Raw genomic sequence first — 24,681 nt, 5'->3', positions numbered from 1 at the left:
GGGAAAACTCCTGGCAACGGCGTTCAGCGGAAATGGCACGCCACCCATTGCACCGGCTGCGGCGCGCCGGCCGGGCGCGGCGTCAGCGCTGGCTGCTGTTCGCGACATACCGGCTGCGCCAGCGGGCAGCGCGTGTGGAACCGACAGCCCGAGGGCGGGTTGGCCGGGCTGGGCGGGTCGCCTGGCAGCAGGCGGCGCTGCGCCGGCCGGTGTGGATCGGGCACCGGCACCGCCGACAGCAGGATCTCTGTGTAAGGGTGCAGCGGACGCGAAAACAGCGTGTCGCGATCGGCCACCTCGACAATGCGCCCCAGGTACATCACGGCCACCCGGTGGCTGATATGCCGCACCACCGCCAGGTCATGCGCCACGAACAGATAGGCTATACCCAGTTCGCGCTGCAAGTCCATCAGCAAGTTGATGACCTGCGCCTGCACCGAGACGTCCAGCGCCGACACAGGCTCGTCGCACACGATCAGCTTGGGCCGCAGGGCCAGCGCACGCGCGATGCCCAGGCGCTGGCGCTGCCCCCCGGAAAACTCGTGGGGGAACTTGTCCATGGCTTCGGGGCGCAGCCCCACCTTGGAGAACAGCCAGGCCAGTTCGTCCCGCCGCGAGCGGGCGCGCTGCAGGTCCGGGAAGTTGCGCATGGGCTCGGCCACGATCTGCCCGGCCGACATGCGCGGGCTCAACGACGCGTAAGGGTCCTGGAAAATAATCTGCATGTCGCGGCGGCGCTGGCGCAACTGCTCGGGCGGCAACGACAGGATTTCTTCGCCATCGAGTTTCACCGATCCGCTGGTGGGTTGGATCAGACGCAGCACCGACTTGCCGGTGGTCGTCTTGCCGCAGCCGGACTCGCCCACCAGGGCCAGCGTCTCGCCGCGCGCCACCGAAAACGACACGCCGTCCACCGCCTGAATGACACGCTCGGGCCGGCGCAGCAGGCCGCGGCGGCCCGCGAAGTGCATTTTCAAGTCGCGCACCTCGAGCAGCGGCGCGCCGTCCGACGCGGCCTGCGGCTCGGCCATGGAATGATCCAGCGGGTTCATACGGCGGCTCCTTGCAGTTCGACAGCAATCCGGCCCGCCTCGAAACAGGCCACCACATGGTCCGCGCCGTGCGCGTCCAGGCCGGGCGTTTCGCGCCGGCAGCGCTCGGTGGCATAGGCGCAGCGAGGCGCGAAGCTGCAGCCCTGGCCCAGCTCGCTGGGCGCGGGCACCATGCCGGGAATCTCGGCCAGGCGCTCGGCCGACGTGTTCATCGACGGCATCGACGCCATCAACGCGCGGGTATACGGGTGCAATGGCCGGTCGAACAGCTCGGCCACCGGCGCTTCCTCGACTTTGCGGCCGGCGTACATCACCACCACGCGATCGCAGCACTCGGCCACCACGCCCAGGTCGTGCGTGATCATCACGATGCCCATGCCGAGCTTCTGCTGCAGCGAGCGCAGCAGATCGATGATCTGCGCCTGTATCGTCACGTCGAGCGCGGTGGTGGGCTCGTCGGCGATCAGCACTTCCGGGTTGCAGGCGAGCGCCAGGGCGATCATGACGCGCTGGCGCATGCCGCCCGACAGTTGGTGCGGGTACTCGTGCACGCGCCGCTCGGGCTCGGCGATCTGCACCAGCCGCAGCATTTCCTCGGCGCGCCGGTATGCATCGCGCCGGCTGGCGCCCTGATGCACCATGACGGTCTCGGCGATTTGCCGGCCCACAGTCAGCACCGGATTCAGCGAGGTCATGGGCTCCTGGAAAATCATCGAGATGCGGTTGCCACGAATCTGGCGCATCTGCTTTTCGGTCAGGGCAAGCAGGTTGGTGCCGCGGTAGCGCACCTGGCCGCCGGCATAGCGGCCGGGCGGGGTGGGCACCAGGCGCAGAATGGACAAGGCGGTGACGCTCTTGCCGCAACCGGATTCGCCCACCACGCCCAGGGTGCGGCCGGCTTCGACCCGGTACGACACCCCGTCCACCGAACGCACCGTGCCGGACACGGTGTCGAAATAGGTCGACAGGTTGTCGACTTCGAGCAAGGGCGTGCCGGCTGCGGCGGGCGGCGCTGAAGATACGGCCATCGCGGTCTCCTACAAGCGGTTCGCCAGGCGCGGGTCCAGCGCATCGCGCAGGCCGTCGCCCATCAGGTTGATAGCCAGCACCGTCACGGCCAGCAGAATGCCCGGGTACAGAATGGTATGGAACGCCACGGCCACGAAATTGCGGCCCTCGGCCATCATGTTGCCCCAGCTCGGCACCTGCGCGGGCACGCCCACGCCCAGGAACGACAGCACGGCTTCGGTCAGCACCGCGGTGGCGGCGATGAAGGTGGCCTGCACGATCAGCGGCGTAATGGTGTTGGGCAGCACGTGACGCCACAGAATGACGGGCAGCCGCGTGCCGATGGCGTGGGCGGCTTCGACGAACAGCTGCTCGCGCAAGGTCAGCGCCAAAGAGCGCACCAGGCGCACCACGCGCGGAATCTGCGGCACCGTGATGGCGATGATCACCGTGGTCAGGCTGGCGCGGATCACCGCCATCAGCGCGATGGCCAGCAGGATGTCGGGAATGGCCATCATGCCGTCCATGATGCGCATGATCACCGCGTCGGCCCAGCGCACGAATCCGGCCAGCAGCCCCAGCACCACGCCGAGCACGCTGGCCAGCGCCGCCACGCAGATCGCCACCACCAGCGACACCCGCCCGCCCCAGACCGCGCGGCTATAGATGTCGCGGCCCAGCGCATCGGTGCCGAAATAATGCTCGGCCGACGGCGGTTTCAGGCGTTGCAGCGGATTGATGGCCAGCGGATCGTGAGTGGCGATCCAGGGTGCGGCCAGCGAGATGGCCGCCACCAGCAACAGCAGCAGCAGGCCCAGCAGCAAGGTGGGGTGCTTGCGTATCCAGCGCCAGCGCAGCGCGCCGGCCGACAGCGCCTGGTGCACCACGACCGGGCTGTTCACCGAAGAAATCGTACTGTCGGACATTCGGGTCTTCCGGAAAGCAGGTCAGTAACGGATGCGCGGATCGAACAACCGGTAGCTCAGGTCGATCAGCAGGTTGATCAGCACGTAGGTGCCCGCCGAGATCAGCAGCACGCTCTGAATCACCGGGTAGTCGTGGTGCTCGACAGCGTCGATGACCAGGCGCCCCAGGCCGGGAATGGCAAACACCGTCTCGGTGACCACCACGCCGCCGATCAGCAAGGCAATGCCCACCCCCACCGTGGTGGCGATGGGTATGGCCGCGTTGCGAAGCGCGTGTTCGAGCACCGGCAGCACGGCCAGCCCCTTGGCGCGGGCGGTGCGGATGTAGTCTTCGTGCAGCACTTCCAGCACCGTGGCGCGCGTCATGCGCGTGATCAGGGCGATGTACACCAGGGCCAGGTTCACGCAAGGCAGGATCAGGTTGCGCAGCCACGGCCATACGCCGTGCGACAGGCTGGTGTAGCCCTGCACCGGCAGCCACTGCAGCTTGACCGCGAAACCGTAGATCAGCAGGTACCCCACCAGGAACACCGGCACCGAGAACGCCAGCACCGCGAACACCATCACCAGGCGGTCCACCCACGAGCCGGCGCGGTAGGCGGCCAGCACGCCCAGCGGGATAGCCACCAGGATGGACAACGTCATGGTCAACGCCGCAATCGACAGCGTGGGCTCGACGCGCTGCGCCAGCAACTGGGTCACCGGCACATGGGTGAAGATCGAGGTGCCCAGGTCGCCCTGCAGCAGCCGGCCGGCCCACAGCGCGAACTGGCGCCATAGCGGCTCGTCCAGGCCCAGCGCCGTGTGCAGGCGGGCAATGTCTTCGGCGGTGGCGAAGTCGCCGGCGATGAGCGCCGCCGGGTCGCCGGGCGACAGGTGGATGAGCAGGAAGGCGATGACGGCCACCACCAGCATGACCGGCACCACCGACAGCACGCGACGTATCAGGTATCCCATGACGGCCTCGACAGGACGAGAACGGGTGCGCGGCTCACTTGTCCAGCACCCAGACGTTCGGCACGCTCCAGGCCAGGTCGAGATTCTTCAGCGACTTGTCGGCCGAGTACGTGCGCGAGAACTGGCCCACCGGGATATTCGGAAATGCCTGGTAGGCGCGTTCCTGGAAGCGGTCGAGCAGCTGTTTGCGTTCGGCCGGGTCCACCGCGGCGATCCATTGCACGCGCAGTTCGTCGAGCTCTTTGTCGCAAGGCCAGCCCGGCAGCGTATTGCCGCAGGTGGCGGCCAGGTACGTGTTGTTAAGCGGTGAATTCACGTTGAATTCGGACGCCGATGAAAGGAACACGTTCCAGCCGCCCTGGTCCAGCGGCGACTTCTTGCTGCGGCGCGCCGTCATCGAGGCCCAGTCCATCGACTGGATATCGAGGTTCATGCCCAGCTCCTGCAAGGCCTGCACGGCAACCAGCGTGGCCGAGTTCAGGTAGGTGGGCGTGGTGGGCAGCATCACGACGATCTTCTCGCCCTTGTAGCCCGATTCGCCCAATGCCTGCTTGGCCGCGGCCAGGTCGGGCTTGGCGTACGGCTTGGAGCCGGCATCGGTATCGTTGGTCGAGCCGCAAATGAAGAAAGTGGCGCAGTAATCGCGGCGCAGGTCGGGCGGATACCCCATGGCCGCCACGAACTTGGCCTGGTCGATCATGTGCGCCACGGCCTGCCGCGCCTTGATATTGTTGAACGGCGGCAGCGCCTGGTTCAGCACCATATAGGCCTGGTTCTGCTCGATGACGCCCACTTTGATGCCGGCCTCGGCGCGCAAAGGCTCGATATAGTCGGGCGGCGTCTGCTCGATCATGTCGACTTCCTTATTCTTCAGCGCGGCCACGGCGCTGTTGGAGTCGGGCAGCACCACCCATTCGACGCGATCGACGTGCGAGCGCTTGCTGCCGGCCAGCCCCGACGGCGCCTCGCTGCGGGCAACGTAGTCGGGGTTGCGCACGAATACCACCTTGCTGCCCGGCAGCCATTCGTCGCGCTTGAACAGGTAGGGGCCCGAGCCTACGACTTCGGTCAGCGGGCGGTCGGCCGGCATCTTGGCCAGCCGTTCGGGCAGGATGAACGCGGGGTAGCTGGACACCTTGGCCAGACCGTCCAGCACCAGGCCGAAGGGGCGTTCGAGCGTCAGCGTGAAGGTCTTGTCGTCCACCGCCTGCCACTTGCCGCCGGCCGCGGTCAGGGCCCGGCCGATGTTGTCCCGCGCCGTCCAGCGCTGCAGTGACGCCACGCAGTCGGCCGCCTTCACCGGCTGGCCGTCGCTGAACTTCAAGCCGTCGCGCAGCACGAAGGTCCAGGTTTTCTTGTCTTCCGAAGCCTTGTAGCTGTCGACCATCTGCGGCTGCGGTTCGCCCTTGGCGTCCATGGCGAACAGGGTGTCGTACACCATGTAGCCGAAGTTGCGCGTGATATAGGCCGTGGTGAAGGTGGGGTCCAGCACCTTCAGGTCCGCGTGCGGCACGATGCGCAGCGTCTTGCCCTCAGCCTGGGCGGCGGCCGGCGCGATCACGCAGGCCGCCGCCAGGGCGGTGGCGGCAAAAGCGGTCAGCAGTCGGTTCTTCTTCATAGAGTCATTCTCCTGGCAAGTCGAATACTTCTTTAGGTATGTCGAATACTGCTGGATGGGCGCGCCGGCTACAGCGGCCACTTGGGCAGGCGGATCTTCTTGTACGGCAAGGTTTTCCAGTCTGGCGTGGCGACCCCGCGCCCGCCCACGTAGATGACGTGCCGCGCCACGGTCGAGAACGACGCATAGAAATGCTGCGCCGATTTCACCACCACGATTTTCTTGGCCGGCAGGTCGCAGTCCAACTGCGCGAACAGATCCACGTTGATGGCCTGGTTACGGATCGAGGTCAGCACGATCTCGATTCCCTGCGTTTCCACCAACGCGCAATCGCCCATGGGCGCGGGTGCCCCCGACAGGCCCGTCATGACCAGGTCGCGCTTGAGCGCCTTGACGGTGCAGGTCGTGTCTACGGGGTCGCCCGACAACGGACCGATCTTGCCGCCCAGCCGCATCGGCAGCGTGGCGCCCGGCTGGGCGTCGAAGGCAATGCGCACGGCCACCGGGTCCCAGAGCGGGCCCAGCGCCACATTATCGATGCCGCGCTCGAGCAGCCGGCGCAACACGAAGGTGGAATCGCCGGGCGCGCCGCTGCCGGGGTTGTCGGGGCGGTCGGCCAGCACCACCGGCCCGCCCTCGAACGCCAGGGCCTCGTCCAGCGCCTCGTCAATGGTGCGGTACGGCACCATCAGCTGCTCGCGCAGGCCGATGAGTTCGTCGGCCAGCTGGCGCGCCAGCCGGGCCGCGGCCCTGGCATCGCCATCGCTGTACACCAGCACCTTGGTGCCCATCTCGGGCACGTCGCCAGTCGCAAAGCCCTGTGCCACCGAGATGGACAGAATTCCGTCGCGGCCTTCCATTTCCTGGATGCGCCGCACGAAGCCGCGCGCAGGATCGCGCGAGGTATGCATGGGCACGATCATTTCGCAGTCGACCAGCGCGGCCTTGGGCGCGATGCGGCCTTCGTGGGCCGCCACGCACAGCGTGACCAGCTCTTCGGCGCGCTCGCGGATATCGGTGTGCGGGTATTCCTTGAACAGCACCAGCACATCGGCCTGCTCTACCATCAGGGGCGTCAGGTGCGCATGCGGATCCAGTTCCGCGCCCACCACCACGCCGGGCCCGACCATCTCGCGCACGCGCGCCAGGATGTCGCCCTCGCAATCGTCGTAGCCATCGGCCACCATCGCGCCGTGCAGACCCAACAGCACGATATCGACCGGCAAGGCGCGCCGCAGGTCGGCCAGTAGCTCGTCGCGCAGGGTCTCGTATGCCGCGCGGGTGGTAATGCCGCCCGGCTGAGCCGACGAGACCATGCCTTCATGCAGTTCCCAGCCCAGCGGCTTGCCGCGCAGGCGCGCCACATACAGGGGCGCGCCCGCGAAGGTGACGCTGTCGGGATGAGTGCCGGCCGGGTAGTAATCGCGATCGCGAAACGATGCCAGGCTGGTGGGCATCGGCGCGAAAGTATTGGTTTCTGTTCCCAGACCGGCACTGAATACTCGCATGATCGTCCTCGGCAAACGGGAGAAGAACATGCGGCCCAGGACGCGTCAGCCGGCGCGAACCCGCGCGGCTGCATGCCATGCCGCAATACGGCACGGGCCTGAACGATGTTTTCCCCCTGGGATTGTTGTTCAATCGGGAAGAGTCCCGCCTGCGTGTCGCGGCGGTCGCGTTATTGTCATCGTCCCGCATGAACGGGCCGATGCAGCGCTTATCATGCAATCGTGCCCTGACGCGGCACAAATAGCAAACGCAGCAGTACTCATAACCTTTGGGCATGGCCCCGCCATGCGGCCGCCACGGGACTACATCAGGCAGGGCAGCATCTCGAAATCGGCCGCCTGCGCGGCCAGTTCGCGCAACTGCTGCACCATGGGACGCGTGTCGTCGCGCCGCCATTGGTAGGTATAGGCCAGGGGTCGCAGCGGGGGCAACCGGCCAAGTTCAGCCAGGTGGCCGCGCCGCACCAGTTCGGCCGCCCAGGCGCGCGGCAGGAAACCGATGCCCAACCCTTCCTTCAGCATGCCCGCCACCGCGCCGAGGTTTTCGCATGTCATGCGCCGGCCCGCGGTCACCTGGTGTTCGACCAGCCATTCGTCCAGGATGCGCACCGTGCCGGCGCTGTTGGGCAAGGTTACCAACGTCTGTCCAGCCACATCTTGCGCGCGCAGCGGTTGGGCGCCCCGATACAGCCCCGGCGCGGCCACCCACACGAACTGCACCTGGCCGATACTGTGCGACGCAATGGCGGTGCGCGTCGACGGCCCGGCAATAATGGCGAAATCCAGTTCACCGTCTTCCAGCCTCGGCTCCAGCACCTGGCCCAGGTTGGCATGAGGCTCGACCGACAGATTGGGGTGGGTACGCTGGATCAGCGAAATCAGGCGCGGCATCCAGGTCAGCGAGGTCAGCTCGCCCACGCCGAATCGGCAACGTCCCGACAGCGCCCGGGCGTCGCTGGCCCGGCGCATGAAATGTTCAGCGCTGCGCAGCACGTCGCGGGCATGGGCCAGCAGGCGGTCGCCCAATGGGGTCAGCACCGCGCTGCGGTTGTCGCGGTTGAACAGATCGGCGCCGATGGCGGCTTCCAGTTCGCCGATGCGCTTGGACAACGACGACACCGAGATATTCAGGCGGCCGGCCGCCACCGAAAAATTCTTGCAGGTGGCTGCCCAGTAGAACGCCTCGAGTTGCTTGAGCGTCATGACAGTTGAATAAAATCGAATAAATTCAGAAGAATAAATTCGCTTTATTCTAACTTTTCAGGCCGCTATAGTCCGAGCATCCCCGCCCGGCGTTGGCCGGGCATGCCCGCTGGAAGCTGCCATGACCCTGCCCGCCGAACCGAGCCCGCCGTCCGCCTCGCCCCGCTCCGCCTATGCGCCTCCGCGTCCGCTGCGCCGGTTCCTGTCGCTGCACGATTTCGAGGCCGCGGCCCGGCGCCGCCTGCCGCGTCCCATCTTTGAATATGTGGCCGGCTCGGTCGAAGACCGGCAGGCCGAACGAGACAACCGCCAGGCGTTTTCCCGCTACGGTTTTCGCACCCGCGTGCTGGTGGACGTGTCGTCCCGCCGCCAGGACGTCGAGTTGTTCGGCCAGCGCTACGCCTCGCCTGTGGGCATCGCCCCCATGGGCATCGCCGCCCTGACCGCCTACCGTGGCGACATCGTGCTGGCGCGCGCGGCGCAGGCGGCCAACGTGCCCTGCATCATGAGCGGCTCGTCGCTGATCCGCCTGGAAGAAGTCATGGACGCGGCCCCCGGCACGTGGTTCCAGGCTTATCTGCCCGGCGACGACTCGCACATCGGCGCGCTGATCGACCGCGTGGCCGCCGCGGGGGTGCAGACGCTAGTGCTCACGGTAGATACGCCCGTGCAGGCCAACCGCGAAAACAACGTGCGGGCCGGCTTCAGTACCCCGCTCAAGCCGGGCCTGGGGCTGGCCTACCAGGGCCTGTCGCATCCACGCTGGCTGCTGGGCACCTTCCTGCGCACACTGGTGCGCCACGGCATGCCGCATTTCGAGAACAACTACGCCACACGCGGCGCCCCGATTTTGTCCAAGCGCGTGCTGCGCGACTTTTCCGACCGCGGCTATCTCAACTGGACCCACGCGGCGCAGATCCGCCGACGCTGGCAAGGGCCGATGGTGATCAAGGGCATCCTCGGCACCGACGACGCGCGACGCGCGCGCGAACAGGGCATGGACGGCATCATTGTGTCCAACCACGGCGGCCGGCAGCTCGACGGCGCGGTGTCGCCGCTGCGCGTGCTGCCCGAAATCCTGGAGCAGGCCGGCGGCATGACGGTGATGCTGGACAGCGGCGTGCGCCGCGGCACCGACGCGATGAAGGCCCTGGCGCTAGGCGCGCACGCCGTGTTCGTGGGCCGGCCCTTTAATTACGCCGCATCGGTGGCCGGTGAAGACGGCGTGCGTCATGCCCTGCAATTGATGCGCGACGAGATCGCCCGCAACATGGGCATGCTGGGCATCACCCGTCTCCAGGAGCTCGACCGCTCGTTCCTGGTGGCGCTGGATTGAAGCCGCCGCGCGCCGCCGCCTCGCACAGCCAGCCGGACACGCGCCGCGCGATCTCATCGCTGTTGTCGTCCATCATCAGCATGTGGGAATTGCCTCGTATGCCCATGTCGGCCAGCCGCCACATTTCCACATGGCCTCCTTGGGCCGCCAGCGCATCGGCATACTGGCGGCCCGCGGCTGCCAGGCGTTGCCACAGCGGCGTGGCGTCCAGGTAGTCGCCGTAGACGAACAAGAACGGCTTGCCGGCTACGGCCGGCGCCCGCACCGGTTCAGCGAAACCCGAGGGCTCGATAGCCACTACCCCGCGCACCTGCGCGGGGCGCTCGTGCAATGCGCGAAACGCCACCTCGCCGCCATGGCTGTGCGCCACTACCACGCAGGGGCCGACGCGATCGATGACCGCGCACAGGGCCCGCAGCGCTGCGTCGTTGTTGCCCAGCCAGCGCGGCACGGCGTGCTGGATGAACGTATCGAAGGCAGCCAGCGGAAAGCGCAATCCATCGAAGCCGCGCCGTTGCGCGTAGGCCGCCGGCGCACCAAAACGGAACAGCGACCAGCTTTCCTCGGCATTGCGGATGATGGGCGCATCGGGCCACACGCTGCCAAACGGCGCCCAGCCAGCGCGGCCGCGCTCGACGTTATCCACCACGTACACCGCATGCCCCAGCCCCAGCAAGTGCTGCAGCCAGCCCGGACGCCCATCGGGCGTGGTTTCCCACATGGCGCCGGTCATGCCGCCGCCATGCAGCAGCACCAGAGGCAAGGGCTGGCGGCGCCGCGCGGGCACGAAATACTGCACGTACGCCTGCTCGAAATGGTAGTGGCCGTTAGGGTCGTACTGCAGCGACGCCGTGCGCGTGAAAGCCACATCACGCACAGGCTCGCCCGTGATGCGCACGGGCCTGCCGCCTGCAAAGAAACTGCCGAAATCGGCCAGTTCCAGCGGCCGCGTCATGGCTTGACCAATGGACACTGGCTTTCCGGCAGCGGCCAGGCCAGCGCCTGGCCCGCAATGGTGCGCACCACCCGGTAATAGTCCCAAGGCTGGCTCGACTGCCCCGGCGCCTTGACCTGCGCCAGCAGCATGTCGCGCACCACCAGGCCGTCGGCCCGGATATGGGCGTTCAGGCTGAAGGCATCGTCGATGGGCAGCGATTTCATCTTGGCCATGACCGCCTCGCTGTCGGTGGTGCCCGCGGCCCGCACAGACTTCAGGTAATGGCGCACGGCGCCATATACCCCGGCCTGCAGGAAAGTGGGGGGATGGCCCACCCGGGCCTGGAACTGCTTGCTGAAGGCGCGCGTGCCGTCATTCATGTCCCAGTAAGACGGCACGGTCAGGTACGTGGACTGCGCCGCCTGCAGGCCCAGGCTGTGCACGTCGGTCAGCAGCAGCAACATGGCCGCCAGCTTCTGCCCGCCCTGCCCGATGCCGAACTCGGCGGCCTGCTTGATGGCCATGATGGTGTCGCCGCCGGCGTTGGCCACGGCCACGATCTGCGCCTTCGAGGCCTGGGCCTGCAGCAGGAACGATGCAAAATCCGATGCGTTCAGCGGGTGGTACACCGTGTCCACCACCTTGCCGCCGTTGGCCGCCACCACCGCCGACGTGTCCGCGGCCAACTGCTTGCCGAACGCATAATCGGAAGCCAGGATGAACCAGGTCTTGTTGCCCTCTTGCACCACGGCGTTGGCCGTGCCGCGCGACAGGGCATAGGTGGTGTATGTCCATTGCACGCCATAGGGCGAGCACTGCGCCTGCGTCAGCGCCGTCGTGCCCGGGCTGGAGAACATCACCAGCTTCTTCTTTTCGCGCGCCACAGCCTGCACGGCCAGCGCGACCGACGAATTGGGCACATCCACGATCACATCGACGCCGTCGGCGTCGTACCATTGGCGCGCCATGCTGCTGCCGATGTCGGGCTTGTGCTGGTGATCGCCCACCACCAGGGCGACAGGCTTGCCCAGCACCTTGCCGCCCATTTCCTCGATAGCCATGCGCGCGGCCTCGACCGAGCCTTTGCCGGTGGCATCGGCCGTAACCCCGGCCATGTCGGTCAGCACGCCGATCTTGACGCCGTCGGCGTCGTTGGCGCGAGCCATGCCGGCCGCTCCCAGCGCCAGGCACGCCAACCATGCCGCGGCGCGGCGGCTTGCGGAATTCTTCATGATTTCTGTCTCCCCGGTGCGCGGCGCCGCGTGCCCATGCGCGCGGCCCGGCCCGCATACGGTACGGCGAAACCCCGGGTCGCGCAACGGCCCGGCTACCGTTTGGCCGGGGCGCGCAGGTCGGCCAGAAACCGGTTCTTCCAGGCTGCCAGGTCGTGCGTGCGAAGACCCTGCAGCAGGCTGCGGTGGCGTTCGACGCGTTCGGCCAGCGGCATGCGCAGCGCCTGGTCGAGCGCGAGCGCCATGCCCTCGGTATCGTACGGATTCACGATCAGCGCGGCGTCCCGCATTTCGCGCGCGGCGCCGGCAAATTGCGACAGCACCAGCACGCCGGGGTCGTCCGGCGGCTGCGCCGCCACGTACTCCTTGGCCACCAGGTTCATGCCGTCGCGCAGCGGCGTCACCAGGCCAACCTGCGAGGCTCGCATCAGCGGCATGAGCGTCGCGCGGGCATAAGAGCGGTTGATGTAGCGTAGCGGCGCCCAGCCCAGCTCGCCCCATTTGCCGTTGATGCGGCCGGCGGCGCGGTCCAGCTCGCGGCGTATTTCGCGGTACCCCTGCACGTCCGACCGCGACGACTGCGCCAGCTGAACGAACGACACATGGCTGCCATGGTCAGGCTCGATCTCCAGCAGTTGCTCGAAGGCAGCAAAGCGTTCCAGCAAGCCCTTGCTGTAATCCAGCCGGTCGATGCTGATGATCAGCTTGCGGTCGGCCAGGCCGAGCTTAAGCGCGACTTCCTGGCTGGAGCCCTTCTTGCCCGCCATCGCCGCCACGTCGTCGACGTCGATGCCGATGGGATAGGTGCCCACCCGCAACCGGCGTTCCGGCATGCGCAGGCCGCCTGCCTCCCGCCCGGTCCGCAGGTGCTTCTCGCAATAGTCGCTGAAGGCCTCGGCATCGGTGTCGGTTTGAAACCCCACGACATCGTAGGCGCACATGGCCTGCGCCAGCGCCTGGTGCGGCGGAATCGTCCTGAATACTTCGGCGGCCGGAAAGGGAATGTGCAGGAAGAACCCGATGCGATTGCGCACGCCCAGGTCGCGGCAATAGCGGCCCAGCGCCAGCAAGTGGTAATCGTGCACCCAGACCACATCGTCGGGCCTGAGCATGGGCGCCAACCGTTGCGCGAACTCGCGGTTCACCCGCAAGTAACCCTCGTGGTCGGCGCGGCGATAGCGCGCCAGGTCGGGGCGGTAATGAAACACCGGCCACAGCACCGCGTTTGAAAACCCACGGTAGTAGCAGTCGTAGTCGTGTTGCGCCAGCGGAAAAGTGGCGTACGTGATGTTGTCGCGCGTCACCGTCGACAACGCGCCGTCCGCGTCCGGCCCGGCGATCTCGCCGTTCCAGCCCAGCCACATTCCACCCGAGTCGCGCAGCGCGTCGTACAAGCCCACGGCCAGCCCGCCCGGCGCCCGCGCGCCGGAGGGCAAGGCTACTCGGTTCGATATGACAATCAGCCGGCCCATGCCTGCTCCTTTTTGTCGGACATCTATGGCGTTGGAGCGGAGCCCAGGCGCCGCAGCCAGTCGGCCAGCGCCTCGGGGCCGGGCAGGCGCCACATGGCCGAACTGGGCCCCGCGCCGATCTTGATGCCGTAGCCGCCGGCCTGGCGGGCGGCGATGAAACCCGCTTCGTCGGTCAGGTCGTCGCCCACCATGACCGGCACGCGGCCGGCATAGGGCGCCTCGCGCATGAAGGCCCGCAATGCGCTGCCCTTGTCGATGCCATGAGGCCGCAGCTCGAACACCATCTTGCCGGGCTGCACGTCGAAGGCCGGCGCATGGCGCGCCGCCGTCTCGCGCACGGCCGATTCCACGCGCGCCGCCATGCCGGGCGCGGCGCGGTAATGCACCGCCAGCCCGTGCCCCTTGGGCTCGATCCAGACGCCTTGCCAGCCAGCCACGCGCTGGCGCAGCTGTGCCCTTGCAGCCCCCAGGCCCGGGGCCACGGGCGCCTGCACCACCACGCCATGGCGGTCACGGCGCTCCGCGCCGTGCCCGGCGGCATGCGGCAGCAACAGGGGGTGCAGCAGGCGGTCCAGGTCGATGCCGGGCCTGCCCGACAAGATAGCCAGCGCCCCGTCCAGGGCCTGCTCGACCCGGCGCAGCACATCGATGGTGGCGGGAGGCACCATCACCAGGTCAGGGTCGGGCTGTATCGCGGCCAGCGTGCCGTCCAGATCCAGAAACAGGGCAATGCGGCCCGGATGCGGCACGGCGGGTTCCTGCCCGCTCTGCGGCAAGGCTTCTGACCGCGGCAAGAACGCATCCTGCTTGCTGTGCATAGACTCCATCCAGCCGCCTGGCGCGTAATCCGCCAGACGCAGTTTTCAACATACGGCAGATCGACGGGGTTGCGCAATGGCGCCTCGATTCGCCGGCTGCCCGCGCGGCACGCAAATAGCGTGCCCGCCCGCGTGGCCTATCGGGCCATGCACTGCTTCCAGCGCCCGTGCACCCGGTTGGCAAACCACGCGGTAGTCAGGTTGCGGGTGATCTTCGGACTGGACAGCTTGATGCCTGGCAGCACGGCGCGCGGCACGCGCTGGCCGGCATCCCGGTCGGCCAGTTCGAACACGCGCCGGTAGAGCCGCGTGCTTTCGAATTCCAGCGTATCGCCTTTTTCCAGGTCGGGCCGGATGCGCGCTTCGTTGATGTCCAGCCGCCGCCGGATGGCTCGCACCGCCCGCTCGGTGCGGCTGGGGTCGATCGACCCGCGTATCAGCAAGTCGCCATCGAGCGCCAGTTCGATGCCCGACAACCGGCTGACGGCAGCCTGGAAGGCAGCATTGCGGCTGGCATACCAGCCGGCGTTGAAATCGGCGAACCGGTACAGCACCGAATCGTAGCGGGCCGGATATCCGAGCAGGTGCGCAATGCCGAAATACATGCCACCGCGCCGCGTGAACACCTCGTGGCGGATCGAACCGTCGACCTCGTACGGGTAGTCTTGCGCATGGGCCTGCGCAAAGGCGATGCTGACCTGCATGGGCCCGCCGGTGCGAACGGGGTTCAGGCCGCCGAACAATTGCCGGCCCATCGGCACCATGCCGATGAAGTCTTCGAAGATTTCGCTCAGCTGCCTTTCGGTGCGCACCGCATCCAGCCGCTGGTTGTAGGTCTTGCCGGTAGGCGACTTCAGGTTCAGGGCGGCGTTCACCAGAAAGGTCGGCACGTGCATGGCCTGCGTGCGGCGCTGTATTTCGCGCCGGGCGATGTCCGGCAGCCCTGGCACCGCGGGATCGGCGCGAAACGAGGATTCCTGTTCGGTGACGGCGATCACGGCGCACAGGTTGGTGCGGCTGGAATCCAGGCCTTGCGCGGTGAAAGCCACGGCGATGTCGCGCGCCCAGCCCTCGCGGTCGGATACCTGCGCGGGCAGCAAGCGCTGCAGGTCGGCCCGTATGACGCTGGCGCCGCGGGTAGGCTCTTCGGGAACCTGGGTGGCGCAGCCAGCCAGCACCGCCAGCAGCAGCGCGCCCGCCCAGCGGGCGTAGCGCATTGGAACACTGGCAAGGGCGGCTCTTGGCATGCGGGAAATTCTACCGCGCCAGGCACAACGCTTGCTTCGGGAAGCGCTCATTGAGTACTGGCCACGACCTTGACTGCGACACCTCCACGCTCTACTCCCAGGCCCGCTTTCCGGCTGTTGAAAGAACGGGCCGCCGCCTGCCGCGCGACCTTGGCACTGGATGACGTACGGCTGCCCCTGCAAACAGCGGCCGCGGTGCTGCTCGCGTATGCCTGCATGAAATGGCAGGATCTGCCCGACATCGCCTGGGGTGCGTTCTCGGCGCTGTTTGTCGTAAGAGCCAGTGTCGAGGGCACGATAGGCGAGGCGACCGGCCGCATACTGGGCGCGCTGATCGGAATCGCGCTGGGTGTGTCGCTTGTGTTGCTGACAAACTTCGCACAGCTGGCGCCCGGCTGGGGCATCGCTTGCGGGGTGGGCCTGGCGGGCTACGTTTCCATACGCTGGCCGATGCTCAGCTACAGCCTGGTTACCGTAACCATCCTGACCGTCACGCCGGGCAACGACATCGTTGCGGGTGCCATGCATAAAACCATTGCCATCGCCATCGGCTCGGCGTCGGGCATCGTGGCTGCCGCCGCCGTGCTGCCGCTGTCGGCGCACCGCAATGTGTGCGTGAATCTCGCCGCCTCGGTCGACGCCTACGGCGACTTGCTGGCGCAATGGGCCACGGCATTCGGCCGTGGCGGGCGGCGCCCTCGCCTGTACAGCAAGGCCACCATGGAACAAGCCCGCCGCCGCGCGCGGGACATGTCGTCACAGGCCCACACCTTTCCGCTGGACCTGCTGTATCGGCACACGCTGGTCTACCAATTGCACGACCGGGTGGAGCGGTTGTGGCGCACCGCCGCGCTGATGGAACGCGCGGGCAGCCTGCCGCTGTCAGAACCGGTTCGCGAGCAGCTGGCCCCTGCCCTGGAGAAAGTCGCCGCGGCGGCCGGCTCGCAAATAGACGTCCTGGCGCAAGCCTTGCGCCAGGACGGCCGGGCCACGATGCCGGGCCGGCAGCGCGCGCCCCTGCGGCGCCTGGATGAGGTCATCGACGCGACCGCGCAGCGGCAGACGCTTGACGCGGCGGACAGGGAAGCGATAGAGGTTATTCGCTGGGCATGGTGGGAAGTCTGCGGCGAGCTGAATTCGCTTGCCGACCACCTGAACAGCCTTCATGCCCGGGCAAGGCGCCCGGGCAAGAATCAATAACCCGTCCAGCGCTTACTCGGACGGGTGCCGGGCGAAATGCTCGCGCGTCAGCTTCACCACCACGGGCGACAACATGACCAGCGCAATCAGGTTGGGCACGGCCATGAGGCCGTTCAGGGTGTCGGCCAGCAGCCAGGCGAAATCCAGCTGCGCAATGGCGCCAAACGGCACGGCAATCACCCATACGATGCGAAACGGCAGAATCGCACGCACGCCCACCAGGAACTCCCAGCAGCGCTCGCTCAGGTAGCTCCAGCCCAGGATGGTGGTGAAGGCGAAGATGGCCAACGCAATGGCGATCACATAGTTGCCAATGCCGGGCAAGGCCGCCTCGTAGGCCGACGACGACAGCACCGCGCCGCTGTCGCCGCTGGTCCACAGGCCCGAGCACACGATGACCAAGCCGGTCATCGTGCAAATGATGATGGTGTCGATGAACGTGCCGATCATGCCGATCATGCCCGAACGCACGGCGCTCTTGCTGGCGCCCGCCGCCTGCACGATGCCGGCGGTGCCCAGCCCCGCTTCGTTCGAAAAGATGCCGCGCGCCACGCCGTATCGCATGGCGGCCATGACGGCCGCGCCGGCAAAGCCTCCGGTGGCCGCCACGGGCGAGAACGCGTGCGTGAAGATCAGTTGAAACGCCGCCGGAATGGCGTCGGCCATCAGCACCAGGGCGGCAACCGAAGCGACGATATAGGCAATGCACATGAAAGGCACCAGCGCCTCGGCCACCGCGCCGATGCGCCGGATGCCGCCCAGCACCACCAGGCCGATCAGCACCATGGTCACCACGCCCGTCACCCAGTCGGGCACGCCGAACGACGCCTGCAAGGCATCGGACATGCTGTTGACTTGCACCATATTGCCGATGCCAAACCCGGCCAGGCCGCCGAACAGCGCGAACAGCACGCCCAGCCACGCCCACTTCGGCCCCAGGCCGTTGCGTATGGCGTACATGGGGCCGCCGGTGAATTCGCCGCGCGGGTCTTTTTCGCGGTAGTGCACGGCCAGCAAGACTTCGCTGTACTTGGTGGCCATGCCCACCAGGGCGGTGACCCACATCCAGAACAGGGCGCCCGGCCCGCCCAGAAAGATGGCAGTGGCAACCCCCGCGATATTGCCCGTTCCTACGGTGGCGGCCAGGCTGGTCATCAGCGCCTGGAAAGGACTGATCTCGCCCGAGTCGTCGTCTTTGCGGGTCCGGCTGCGCCACGCCAGCCGAAAGCCGGCGGCGATTTTCGTCAGGGGCATGAACCCCAGGCGCAGCATCAGGAACAAGCCGGTGCCAAGTATCAGCACCAGCATGGGCGGCCCCCATACCAGGCCATTGAGACTATTGACCAATGTGTCCAGGAATTGCACTGTCGTCTCCAGTTGAAATGAAGCGGCCGCAGGATGGTCTTGGCCAAGCCTGCGGCCCTTGCGTTCGCGACATCCTACATGACGCGAACGCGCGCGAACACCCGCCCGGCAGGCCTGGCTACTTGCTTGCCTCGTAGCGGGCCTTGTTCTCGGCGTTGGGCGGATACAACCCGGGCAGCGCCGCGCCGCCCCGCACTTCGTCCATGATCCAGCCCTCCAGGCGCTCTTGTTCGACCGCCAGGGCAACCACCTCGCCGAGCAGCGCGGCGGGAATTACCACCGCGCCGTCCTGGTCGGCCACGATCACGTCGTCCGGAAACACCGCCACGCCTCCGCAGCCTATGGGTTGCTGCCAGTCGACGAACGTCAGGCCGGCCACCGAGGGCGGCGCGGCCGCGCCGCTGGCCCAGATGGGCAGGCCGGTGGACAGGACACCCGCCAGGTCGCGCACCGCGCCGTCGCTGACCAGGCCCGCCACCCCCCGCTTGGCCATGCGGGCGCACAGGATATCGCCCCAGAAGCCGGCGTCTTTGACGCCGTTGGCGTCGACCACGGCAATGCAGCCCTCGGGCATGTGCTCGATGGCGGCCCGGGTGGATTTGGGCGAACTCCAGGACTCGGGCGTAGCCAGGTCTTCACGGGCCGGAATGAACCGCACCGTAAACGCGCGCCCCACCTTGCGCGGCAGGCCGGGCGCCAGCGGAAACGCACCGCGTATCCACACATTGCGCAGGCCTTTCTTCAGCAGGATGGTGGTAAGGGTGGCGGTGGTGACACCAGCCAGCGCCTGGAAGGCAGACGCGTCTTGCGGGGTAGTCATGGGCGGTCTCCGGTTCAGGATAGGCACGCGCCGATGCCGGCGCGGCGCGCATGTGCGGAAAATTTACACCACCGGCCAGGCGCCCGCCGCTTCACTCGCCCTGCACGGTAGCCACTACGGTGCGCGCGCCGCCATGGTTGCGATGCTCGCACAGGTAAATGCCCTGCCATGTGCCGAGACAAAGCCGGCCATCGCTAATGGGAATGCTCAAGCTGGGCCCGAGCAGGCTGGCCTTCAGGTGCGCGGGCAGGTCGTCGCTGCCTTCATCAGTGTGCCGGTAATACGGTTCGTTTTCGGGCACCGCGTGGTTGAAATAACGCTCGAAATCGGCCCGCACGGTGGGATCGGCGTTTTCGTTGATCGTGAGCGACGCCGAAGTGTGCTGGATGAACAGGTGCAACAGGCCCACCTTGAGGCGCCCCAGCTCGGGCAGCCGGGCCAGGATTTCGTCTGTCACCAGATGGAAGCCGCGCCTGCGCGCGGCCAGCGTCAGCGATTTCTGTATCCACATAGTTGCCTGCCGGTAGTGGCCCGGGCGCCGGGCGTACGGAATTGTTCATATTGCACACTTCAGCTATTATATGTTCAATATGCACATAAAGGCAGCCTAATGACCGCCCTGCACCGCACCGCGCCGTCTCCCGATGCCGTCCTGGCCAAGGCCGTGCTGCGGGCGGCCGACCAACTGGGTCTGCGCCAGGCCGACCTCGCCGCCGTGCTGGGCATACACCGCACCGCGGTCAGCCGCCTGAAGCAGAATCTCTCGCTCGAACCCACCTCCAAGCAAGGCGAGCTGGCCCTGTTGCTGGTGCGCATGGCGCGCGCCCTGTACACCCTGGCCGGCGGCGACCCCGACTGGATCCGCCATTTCATGCACACGCCCAACAAGGTCACGGGCGGCGTGCCGGCGCGGCAAATCGAAACCATCCAGGGCCTGATGACGGTACTGCGCTTCGTCGACGCCATCCGGGGCAAGGTCTGATGATCTGGCAGGTCTGCCAGGGACCGCAACACATCGGCCCGGTCGGCGGAACGCTCTACCGGCTGGTCGAAAGCCAGGAACAGATCGCCACCCTGAGCTATGTCGATACGCTCGAAGAGCAGGCCGTGCTGGAATCGCTGATCGACAGCATCAAGCCGCCCTATCCGGAAGCTGACGCCGGCTATCACTATCTGCTGAAAACGCCCTTCCGGTATCCGCCGCTGCCATGGGGCTCGCGCTTCGGGCGCACCCACGAGCCGGGCATTTTCTATGGCGGCTGCAGCATCGGCACGACGCTGGCAGAATCGGCGTATTACCGATTCGTGTTCTGGCATTCGATGGATGCCCCCCCGCCCAAGGCGCAAATCCATAGCCAGCACACCCTGTTTTCCGTGGGATACAAAACGCCGCAAGGCGTGCGCCTGCAAGCGCCGCCGTTCGACGCCTATCGGGCCGAGCTGGCGCATCCAGCGCGCTACCAGGCCGCGCAGCAGCTGGGCACCGACATGCGCCAAGCGGGCGTGCAGGCCTTCGAGTACTACTCCGCGCGCGACCCCGCGGGCGGCTGCTGCGTTGGGCTCTTCACGCTGGACGCCATGGCGCAAAAGCGCCCGCGCGACGCCAGCCCATGGCTGTGCCAGGCAAGCGCCGAAACCATCGCCTTCAAGCAGGCCGGCGGACGCGAAGTCGCCACGTACCCGATATCGGGCTTTCTGTACCAAGGCAAGCTGCCGATTCCGGCCTGAGCTTGCAGATCAGCGCCCGCCAGGCGTTACGCTAGGCGTCACACCAGCCCGCCGCCCCAGGCCCGTTGCCTGGCCGTCGCGGTCCCAATCATAAGATTGCGCCTGCTTCTCTACAAAGCGCCGCACCGCGTCGCGGTGCACTGGCGCGGCCATCGCGACTGCCTGCGACAGGGCTTCCATATTGGCCATCGTGGCGTAATCGGTATCGAAACTCAGGTTGAGCAGGCGCTTGCTCATCGCCAGGGCGTCTGCGGGTCCACGGCAGATCTGCTGCGCCAGCGCGTGCGCCGCCTGCGTCAGCCGCCCGGCCGGATGCAGGGCATGCACGATTCCCAGCGCGCGGGCTTCACGCGCATCGAGGGTGCGGCCAGTCAGCAGGATGCCCCGGGCGGCGGAAAGCCCCACGATGCGCGGCAACAGATAATGCGCGCCGAAATCGGCCACCGCGCCGATCCGCGGGAACGACATGCTGAATCGGGCGTCCTGTGACGCAATGACCAGGTCGGCATGCAGCGCCAGACTGAAGCCGGCGCCGGCAGCCGGGCCTTCCACGGCCGCGATGACGATGGCGTCGAGCTCCAGCAACCGGCGCAGCCAAGGCGCACTGGCCCCGATGCGCCGGCGAGTGGCCGCGGGCGAACCCTCGGCCGGATCGCGCAGCCGGTCCGCCATTTCATGCAGGTCACCGCCGGCGCAAAAGCTGCCCCCGGCGCCCCGCAAGATCAGCGCACGCACCGAGCCGTCTGCCGCGACCGCGTCCAGCATGCGGGCGTAGTCGGCGCGCAAAGCCGTTGACATCGCATTGCGCGAAGCCGGATGGTTGTGAGTGAACTCCGCAATTCCGTTCTCGATGACGAGCGACGCGGCATGAAAGATCGGGGTATTCATAGGCTTGGTCCAGGCAAGGGGTTCGGCGAAATGGCGCTTCCGGCGACAAGCGGGCGTGCGGATCAAGGCTCGCGGCTTACGACGCGGCGGGCTGGCTTAGCGCGGCCAGGCAATCCCAGGCCTCGTCCATTTCCCGGACCAGCTTGCGCATCTGGTCAGCCACGCAGGTCTCGCCGTCGATGCCGAACACGCTCTGGCCCGCCGCTTCATAAATAAGCCGCGGTTCGCCGTGTTCATGCAACGACGCAAACACGTCGCCAGTCAGCACCTGCTGCAAAGGCATCTTCAATGGCGCCGGCGAGCCGTCGGCTTCCCACGCGTCTATCCATTCGCTGCGCACCACGCGGCAGGGCTTGCCGCTGTGGGCGCGCGAAATCAGCGTGTCTTCGCTGCCGCTGGCCACCAGGCGCTGCAGCAGCGCTGCCGGGGTATGGTTTTCGCGGGCGGCCATCCACAGCGTGCCCAGCCACGCGCCCTGGGCGCCCATTCCGACGCAGCCCAGCACCTGCCCGCCCGTGGCGATTCCGCCAGCCGCCAACACCGGCTTGCCGTTCGCCGCCGCAATAACCTGGGGCAGCAATGACATCGTGCCTACCGGCCCGGTGTGCCCTCCGGCGTCGTACCCCTGCGCCACCAGCACATCCACGCCCAGCGCCAGGGCTTTCTGCGCATGCCGCACCGACCCGACCAGGGAAAAGCTGAGCTTGCCGCGCCGGCGGGCTTCCTGGAGAAGCCCGGGCCGCAGCCCGATGGCCGTGGCAACGACCCGCGCGTTGGACTGCAGCACCGCGTCGATCTGCGCCTCGAACAGCGCCTCGGACCGGGCATGCGATGTGAAGAAGCTGGGCTTGAGCGGCGGCTTGATGCCGAAGCGGCGCCGCAAACCATCGACAAACTCGACATGCTCTTGCGGCAGCGACGCACGCAGGCCGGCCAGGTCGGCCTGTTCGGGCACGTTGGCCGGCAGCATCAGGTCTATGCCATAGGGTAGCCCCTTGAGCCGGCTTTCGACTTCGGACACGATATCTGGAATGCGCGCGGGCTCGTCGCGCCCCAACCCCAGCACGGGAAAGCCGCCGGCCTGCGCAAGGGCGACCACCACATCCGGTTCATGCGAAAAACCGAAGATGGGGTGGCGGATTTCCAGCAGATCGCAAATCGGCGTGCGGATGCGCGACATCTCAGTTTGCCTCGATGCCGGCCTGCTTGAACACCTTGCCCCATTTGTCGAACTCGGCCGCCACGAACGCATCGAACTCGGCCGGCGACTGCGGCGCCAGCTCCATGCCCAGCGAGGCGAACTTGGCCTGCACATCCGGCATGGCGATGATTTCGCTTACATCGCGCGCCAGCTTTTCGCGCACCTCCGCCGGCGTCGCGGCGGGAGCAACCAGTCCGAACCAGGTGCCCACGGCATAATCAGGCAGGTCGGCCGCTTCGGCCACCGTGGGCAAGTCGGGCACGGCGCTGGCGCGCTTGGCTGTGGTGACCGCCAGGCCGCGCAGTTTGCCCGCCTGGACCTGCTGAATGGCCAGGGCCGCCGTCAATGGCATCATCTCGACCCGTCCGGCCAGCAAGTCGTTCAACGCATCCGTCTGGCCCTTGTACGGCACGTGAGTCAGCTTGATGTGGGCTTCCTGCGCCAGCAATTCCCCGGACAAATGGTTCGACGTGCCCACGCCGGCTGTGGAATAAGTCATCGGGGGGTCGCTTTTCTTCGCCAGGGCAATCAATTCGGCCATGGTTTTGGCGGGCACGCTGGGGTGCACGACGATGATATTGGGCACAATGCCGAACCCGGCAATCGCCTTGAAGTCGCGCACCGGATTCCAGGCAATGTTCTTCTTCAGTATGGGCGCCACCGCATGGCTGGGGCTGACCAACAGCAACGTGTATCCGTCGGCGGGCGCGCGCGCGACGTAGTCGGTGCCAATGGCGCCGCCGGCCCCGGTACGGTTTTCCACGACGACCGCCTGGCCGTAGCGGGTGGCCAGCTTGTCGCCGATCAGCCTCGCGACGGAATCGACGATGCCGCCCGCCGAGAAGGGCACGACGATCTTGATCGTCCGGGTGGGGTAATCGCCCTGCGCCATGGCGGATGCCGGGACAAGCATGGCAAGCGCGCAGGCCGCCAGCAGATGCGTGATTTTCATGGTGTCTCCTTGCTTATTATGAATATGGCCGGGCATTCACCCCGGCATGGCAGCCATGGTCCGCTTTGCGATATTGGCAATGTGGATCTGGCTGGTTCCCTCGTACAGGCGGAACACCCGCACATCGCGGTAGAAGCGTTCCACCACGTTTCCGGCGATGTAGCCGGCGCCGCCAAAAACCTGCACCGCGCGGTCGGCGACCTGGCCGCACATTTCGGAAGCGAACAACTTGCACATCGATGCCTCCAGTGTCACGTCCACGCCGTCGTCGCGCTTGCGCGCCGTTTCGAGCACCAGGGCCCGGGCGGCATGGACAGCCGTATTGCTTTCCGCAATCATCTGCTGCACCAGTTGGAATTCGCCAATTGCCTGGCCGAACTGCTTTCGCTCGTGCGCCCGCCGCACCATTTCGCGCACCAGGCGAATGGCGGGGCCGACGCACAGGCCAGCCAGGTTGATGCGCTGCTTGTTGAGCGCTTTCATGGCGGTGCGGAACCCTCGTCCTTCTGTGCCGCCGACAATCGCGCTTTCATGCACGCGCACCCGGTCCAGCACCACCTCGCCCACCGGCGAGCCATGCTGGCCCAGCTTGCGGTAGGCTGGCGGCGTGGCCAGTCCGGGAGTGTCGCGTTCCACCAAAAACGCGGAAATGCCGGCCGAGCCCCTGCTGTCAGGATCAGTGCGTGCGAAAACGGTGAACAGGTCGGCGATGGGCGCGTTGGTAATAAAGCACTTCCGGCCGCTTATTTCGTAGTAGGCGCCGTCGCGCACCGCCCGCGTCTTCAGCGCGGTGGCATCCGATCCGGCCTCGGGTTCGGTCAGGGCGAAGCATCCCGTGATCTGGCCGCTTGCCAATAGCGGCAGATACTGGCGCTTCTGCTCCGGCGTGCCGTCGGCCACCAGCGATTCGGACGCGATGCCTGTGTTGCCGCCAAACCGCGCCCGGAAAGCCGTGGCAACCTGTGACACTTCGATGTTCACCCGAGCCAGTTCTTCGGTAGTAAGACCGGCGCCCCCGTACTCCTGGGGAATGCTGTGGCCGAACAACCCCAGGTCGCGCATCCGCTGCACCACGGGCTCGGGAATGACATCGTTCTCGTCCACCTGCTGCTCGATCGGCAGGCATTCGGCGCGCAGAAACTCGCGTACCTCGTTGAGCATCGCCTCGAATTTGATCGGATCTCGGATCATGGATGTCCCCACATGGAATGAA

At 66.9% G+C, this 24,681-nt stretch carries 23 protein-coding genes; 4 read left to right on the top strand and 19 right to left on the bottom strand.

Going from position 1 to position 24,681, the window contains the following annotated elements:
• Window positions 1–23: 23 nt before the first annotated feature.
• The 7 genes from BPET_RS01425 to BPET_RS01395 form a co-directional block, all read right to left on the bottom strand.
• Complete coding sequence (locus BPET_RS01425) at window positions 24–1,052, bottom strand: ABC transporter ATP-binding protein (RefSeq protein ID WP_085970196.1); 1,029 nt, start codon at window positions 1,050–1,052, stop codon at window positions 24–26.
• Complete coding sequence (locus BPET_RS01420; protein ID WP_012247310.1) at window positions 1,049–2,080, bottom strand: ABC transporter ATP-binding protein; 1,032 nt, start codon at window positions 2,078–2,080, stop codon at window positions 1,049–1,051. The genes BPET_RS01425 and BPET_RS01420 overlap by 4 nt, the downstream gene beginning before the upstream one ends.
• A gap of 9 nt (window positions 2,081–2,089) precedes the next feature.
• Window positions 2,090–2,986, bottom strand: coding sequence for an ABC transporter permease (locus tag BPET_RS01415; RefSeq protein WP_012247309.1), 897 nt, complete (start codon window positions 2,984–2,986; stop codon window positions 2,090–2,092).
• 21 nt (window positions 2,987–3,007) lie between these two features.
• Window positions 3,008–3,943 (bottom strand): ABC transporter permease, encoded by a 936-nt coding sequence (locus tag BPET_RS01410; RefSeq protein WP_012247308.1) that lies wholly within the window; start codon window positions 3,941–3,943, stop codon window positions 3,008–3,010.
• A 34-nt stretch (window positions 3,944–3,977) separates the two neighbouring features.
• Complete coding sequence (locus BPET_RS01405; RefSeq protein WP_012247307.1) at window positions 3,978–5,561, bottom strand: ABC transporter substrate-binding protein; 1,584 nt, start codon at window positions 5,559–5,561, stop codon at window positions 3,978–3,980.
• A 68-nt stretch (window positions 5,562–5,629) separates the two neighbouring features.
• Window positions 5,630–7,069, bottom strand: coding sequence for a M81 family metallopeptidase (locus BPET_RS01400; RefSeq protein WP_012247306.1), 1,440 nt, complete (start codon window positions 7,067–7,069; stop codon window positions 5,630–5,632).
• A gap of 303 nt (window positions 7,070–7,372) precedes the next feature.
• Entirely contained in the window at window positions 7,373–8,272 is a 900-nt protein-coding gene (locus tag BPET_RS01395) for a LysR family transcriptional regulator (RefSeq protein ID WP_012247305.1), read from the bottom strand.
• 121 nt (window positions 8,273–8,393) lie between these two features.
• Between BPET_RS01395 and BPET_RS01390 the strand changes: the two genes are divergently transcribed.
• The gene (locus BPET_RS01390) at window positions 8,394–9,608 is read left to right on the top strand and encodes an alpha-hydroxy acid oxidase (protein ID WP_012247304.1); all 1,215 of its coding nucleotides are present in this window, start codon (window positions 8,394–8,396) and stop codon (window positions 9,606–9,608) included.
• Here BPET_RS01390 and BPET_RS01385 read toward each other — a convergent pair.
• The 5 genes from BPET_RS01385 to BPET_RS01365 all read right to left on the bottom strand — a co-directional run bounded on the left by BPET_RS01385 (window position 9,559) and on the right by BPET_RS01365 (window position 15,314).
• The gene (locus BPET_RS01385; protein WP_012247303.1) at window positions 9,559–10,563 is read right to left on the bottom strand and encodes an alpha/beta hydrolase family protein; all 1,005 of its coding nucleotides are present in this window, start codon (window positions 10,561–10,563) and stop codon (window positions 9,559–9,561) included. The genes BPET_RS01390 and BPET_RS01385 overlap by 50 nt on opposite strands.
• Entirely contained in the window at window positions 10,560–11,777 is a 1,218-nt protein-coding gene (locus tag BPET_RS01380) for an ABC transporter substrate-binding protein (RefSeq protein WP_012247302.1), read from the bottom strand. Before BPET_RS01380 ends, BPET_RS01385 begins: the two co-directional genes overlap by 4 nt.
• A 95-nt stretch (window positions 11,778–11,872) precedes the next feature.
• Window positions 11,873–13,249, bottom strand: coding sequence for an alpha,alpha-trehalose-phosphate synthase (UDP-forming) (otsA, locus tag BPET_RS01375; RefSeq protein WP_012247301.1), 1,377 nt, complete (start codon window positions 13,247–13,249; stop codon window positions 11,873–11,875).
• Between the two features lie 23 nt (window positions 13,250–13,272).
• The gene (gene otsB / locus BPET_RS01370; RefSeq protein WP_158310066.1) at window positions 13,273–14,067 is read right to left on the bottom strand and encodes a trehalose-phosphatase; all 795 of its coding nucleotides are present in this window, start codon (window positions 14,065–14,067) and stop codon (window positions 13,273–13,275) included.
• A 137-nt stretch (window positions 14,068–14,204) separates the two neighbouring features.
• Window positions 14,205–15,314, bottom strand: coding sequence for a DUF1615 domain-containing protein (locus BPET_RS01365; RefSeq protein ID WP_173376817.1), 1,110 nt, complete (start codon window positions 15,312–15,314; stop codon window positions 14,205–14,207).
• 150 nt (window positions 15,315–15,464) lie between these two features.
• Between BPET_RS01365 and BPET_RS01360 the strand changes: the two genes are divergently transcribed.
• Window positions 15,465–16,514: an FUSC family protein gene (locus tag BPET_RS01360; RefSeq protein WP_050978190.1), complete on the top strand. Its 1,050-nt coding sequence runs from the start codon at window positions 15,465–15,467 to the stop codon at window positions 16,512–16,514.
• Window positions 16,515–16,526: 12 nt separating this feature from the next.
• Here BPET_RS01360 and BPET_RS01355 read toward each other — a convergent pair whose 3' ends face one another.
• The 3 genes from BPET_RS01355 to BPET_RS01345 form a co-directional block, all read right to left on the bottom strand.
• Entirely contained in the window at window positions 16,527–17,879 is a 1,353-nt protein-coding gene (locus BPET_RS01355) for an alanine/glycine:cation symporter family protein (protein ID WP_012247297.1), read from the bottom strand.
• A gap of 118 nt (window positions 17,880–17,997) precedes the next feature.
• Window positions 17,998–18,699: a ribonuclease activity regulator RraA gene (locus BPET_RS01350; RefSeq protein WP_012247295.1), complete on the bottom strand. Its 702-nt coding sequence runs from the start codon at window positions 18,697–18,699 to the stop codon at window positions 17,998–18,000.
• 91 nt (window positions 18,700–18,790) lie between these two features.
• On the bottom strand, window positions 18,791–19,210 hold the full coding sequence (locus tag BPET_RS01345) for a secondary thiamine-phosphate synthase enzyme YjbQ (RefSeq protein WP_041862611.1): 420 nt from the start codon (window positions 19,208–19,210) through the stop codon (window positions 18,791–18,793).
• Window positions 19,211–19,309: 99 nt separating this feature from the next.
• On the opposite strand from BPET_RS01345, the gene BPET_RS01340 reads away from it, so the two are divergent.
• Both BPET_RS01340 and BPET_RS01335 read left to right on the top strand, forming a co-directional pair.
• Window positions 19,310–19,681 (top strand): MbcA/ParS/Xre antitoxin family protein, encoded by a 372-nt coding sequence (locus BPET_RS01340; RefSeq protein ID WP_041862610.1) that lies wholly within the window; start codon window positions 19,310–19,312, stop codon window positions 19,679–19,681.
• Window positions 19,681–20,427 (top strand): RES family NAD+ phosphorylase, encoded by a 747-nt coding sequence (locus BPET_RS01335; protein WP_012247294.1) that lies wholly within the window; start codon window positions 19,681–19,683, stop codon window positions 20,425–20,427. Before BPET_RS01340 ends, BPET_RS01335 begins: the two co-directional genes overlap by 1 nt.
• A gap of 9 nt (window positions 20,428–20,436) precedes the next feature.
• On the opposite strand, the gene BPET_RS01330 is transcribed toward BPET_RS01335, so the two are convergent.
• The 4 genes from BPET_RS01330 to BPET_RS01315 all read right to left on the bottom strand — a co-directional run bounded on the left by BPET_RS01330 (window position 20,437) and on the right by BPET_RS01315 (window position 24,659).
• Complete coding sequence (locus BPET_RS01330; protein WP_012247293.1) at window positions 20,437–21,315, bottom strand: enoyl-CoA hydratase/isomerase family protein; 879 nt, start codon at window positions 21,313–21,315, stop codon at window positions 20,437–20,439.
• A gap of 76 nt (window positions 21,316–21,391) precedes the next feature.
• A complete protein-coding gene (locus tag BPET_RS01325; RefSeq protein WP_012247292.1) occupies window positions 21,392–22,495 on the bottom strand; it encodes an NAD(P)H-dependent flavin oxidoreductase in 1,104 nt (367 codons plus the stop codon).
• A gap of 1 nt (window position 22,496) precedes the next feature.
• Complete coding sequence (locus BPET_RS01320) at window positions 22,497–23,468, bottom strand: tripartite tricarboxylate transporter substrate binding protein (protein WP_012247291.1); 972 nt, start codon at window positions 23,466–23,468, stop codon at window positions 22,497–22,499.
• A gap of 36 nt (window positions 23,469–23,504) precedes the next feature.
• Window positions 23,505–24,659, bottom strand: a complete 1,155-nt coding sequence (locus tag BPET_RS01315) for an acyl-CoA dehydrogenase family protein (protein WP_012247290.1) — start codon at window positions 24,657–24,659, stop codon at window positions 23,505–23,507.
• Window positions 24,660–24,681 lie beyond the last annotated feature (22 nt).

Origin of the sequence: Bordetella petrii, from assembly GCF_000067205.1 — a bacterium.
Taxonomy (GTDB): Bacteria; Pseudomonadota; Gammaproteobacteria; order Burkholderiales; family Burkholderiaceae_B; genus Bordetella_A; species Bordetella_A petrii.
This window is presented reverse-complemented; position numbering and strand designations above follow the sequence as displayed.

Excerpts from the sequence above, each read along its gene's own strand:
- BPET_RS01425 (WP_085970196.1), bottom strand. The coding sequence starts at position 1,052 with ATGAACCCGCTGGATCATTCCATGGCCGAGCCGCAGGCCGCGTCGGAC.
- BPET_RS01420 (WP_012247310.1), bottom strand. The coding sequence starts at position 2,080 with ATGGCCGTATCTTCAGCGCCGCCCGCCGCAGCCGGCACGCCCTTGCTC.
- BPET_RS01415 (WP_012247309.1), bottom strand. The coding sequence starts at position 2,986 with ATGTCCGACAGTACGATTTCTTCGGTGAACAGCCCGGTCGTGGTGCAC.
- BPET_RS01410 (WP_012247308.1), bottom strand. The coding sequence starts at position 3,943 with ATGGGATACCTGATACGTCGCGTGCTGTCGGTGGTGCCGGTCATGCTG.
- BPET_RS01405 (WP_012247307.1), bottom strand. The coding sequence starts at position 5,561 with ATGAAGAAGAACCGACTGCTGACCGCTTTTGCCGCCACCGCCCTGGCG.
- BPET_RS01400 (WP_012247306.1), bottom strand. The coding sequence starts at position 7,069 with ATGCGAGTATTCAGTGCCGGTCTGGGAACAGAAACCAATACTTTCGCG.
- BPET_RS01395 (WP_012247305.1), bottom strand. The coding sequence starts at position 8,272 with ATGACGCTCAAGCAACTCGAGGCGTTCTACTGGGCAGCCACCTGCAAG.
- BPET_RS01390 (WP_012247304.1), top strand. The coding sequence starts at position 8,394 with ATGACCCTGCCCGCCGAACCGAGCCCGCCGTCCGCCTCGCCCCGCTCC.
- BPET_RS01385 (WP_012247303.1), bottom strand. The coding sequence starts at position 10,563 with ATGACGCGGCCGCTGGAACTGGCCGATTTCGGCAGTTTCTTTGCAGGC.
- BPET_RS01380 (WP_012247302.1), bottom strand. The coding sequence starts at position 11,777 with ATGAAGAATTCCGCAAGCCGCCGCGCCGCGGCATGGTTGGCGTGCCTG.
- otsA (WP_012247301.1), bottom strand. The coding sequence starts at position 13,249 with ATGGGCCGGCTGATTGTCATATCGAACCGAGTAGCCTTGCCCTCCGGC.
- otsB (WP_158310066.1), bottom strand. The coding sequence starts at position 14,067 with ATGCACAGCAAGCAGGATGCGTTCTTGCCGCGGTCAGAAGCCTTGCCG.
- BPET_RS01365 (WP_173376817.1), bottom strand. The coding sequence starts at position 15,314 with ATGCCAAGAGCCGCCCTTGCCAGTGTTCCAATGCGCTACGCCCGCTGG.
- BPET_RS01350 (WP_012247295.1), bottom strand. The coding sequence starts at position 18,699 with ATGACTACCCCGCAAGACGCGTCTGCCTTCCAGGCGCTGGCTGGTGTC.
- BPET_RS01345 (WP_041862611.1), bottom strand. The coding sequence starts at position 19,210 with ATGTGGATACAGAAATCGCTGACGCTGGCCGCGCGCAGGCGCGGCTTC.
- BPET_RS01340 (WP_041862610.1), top strand. The coding sequence starts at position 19,310 with ATGACCGCCCTGCACCGCACCGCGCCGTCTCCCGATGCCGTCCTGGCC.
- BPET_RS01335 (WP_012247294.1), top strand. The coding sequence starts at position 19,681 with ATGATCTGGCAGGTCTGCCAGGGACCGCAACACATCGGCCCGGTCGGC.
- BPET_RS01330 (WP_012247293.1), bottom strand. The coding sequence starts at position 21,315 with ATGAATACCCCGATCTTTCATGCCGCGTCGCTCGTCATCGAGAACGGA.
- BPET_RS01325 (WP_012247292.1), bottom strand. The coding sequence starts at position 22,495 with ATGTCGCGCATCCGCACGCCGATTTGCGATCTGCTGGAAATCCGCCAC.
- BPET_RS01320 (WP_012247291.1), bottom strand. The coding sequence starts at position 23,468 with ATGAAAATCACGCATCTGCTGGCGGCCTGCGCGCTTGCCATGCTTGTC.
- BPET_RS01315 (WP_012247290.1), bottom strand. The coding sequence starts at position 24,659 with ATGATCCGAGATCCGATCAAATTCGAGGCGATGCTCAACGAGGTACGC.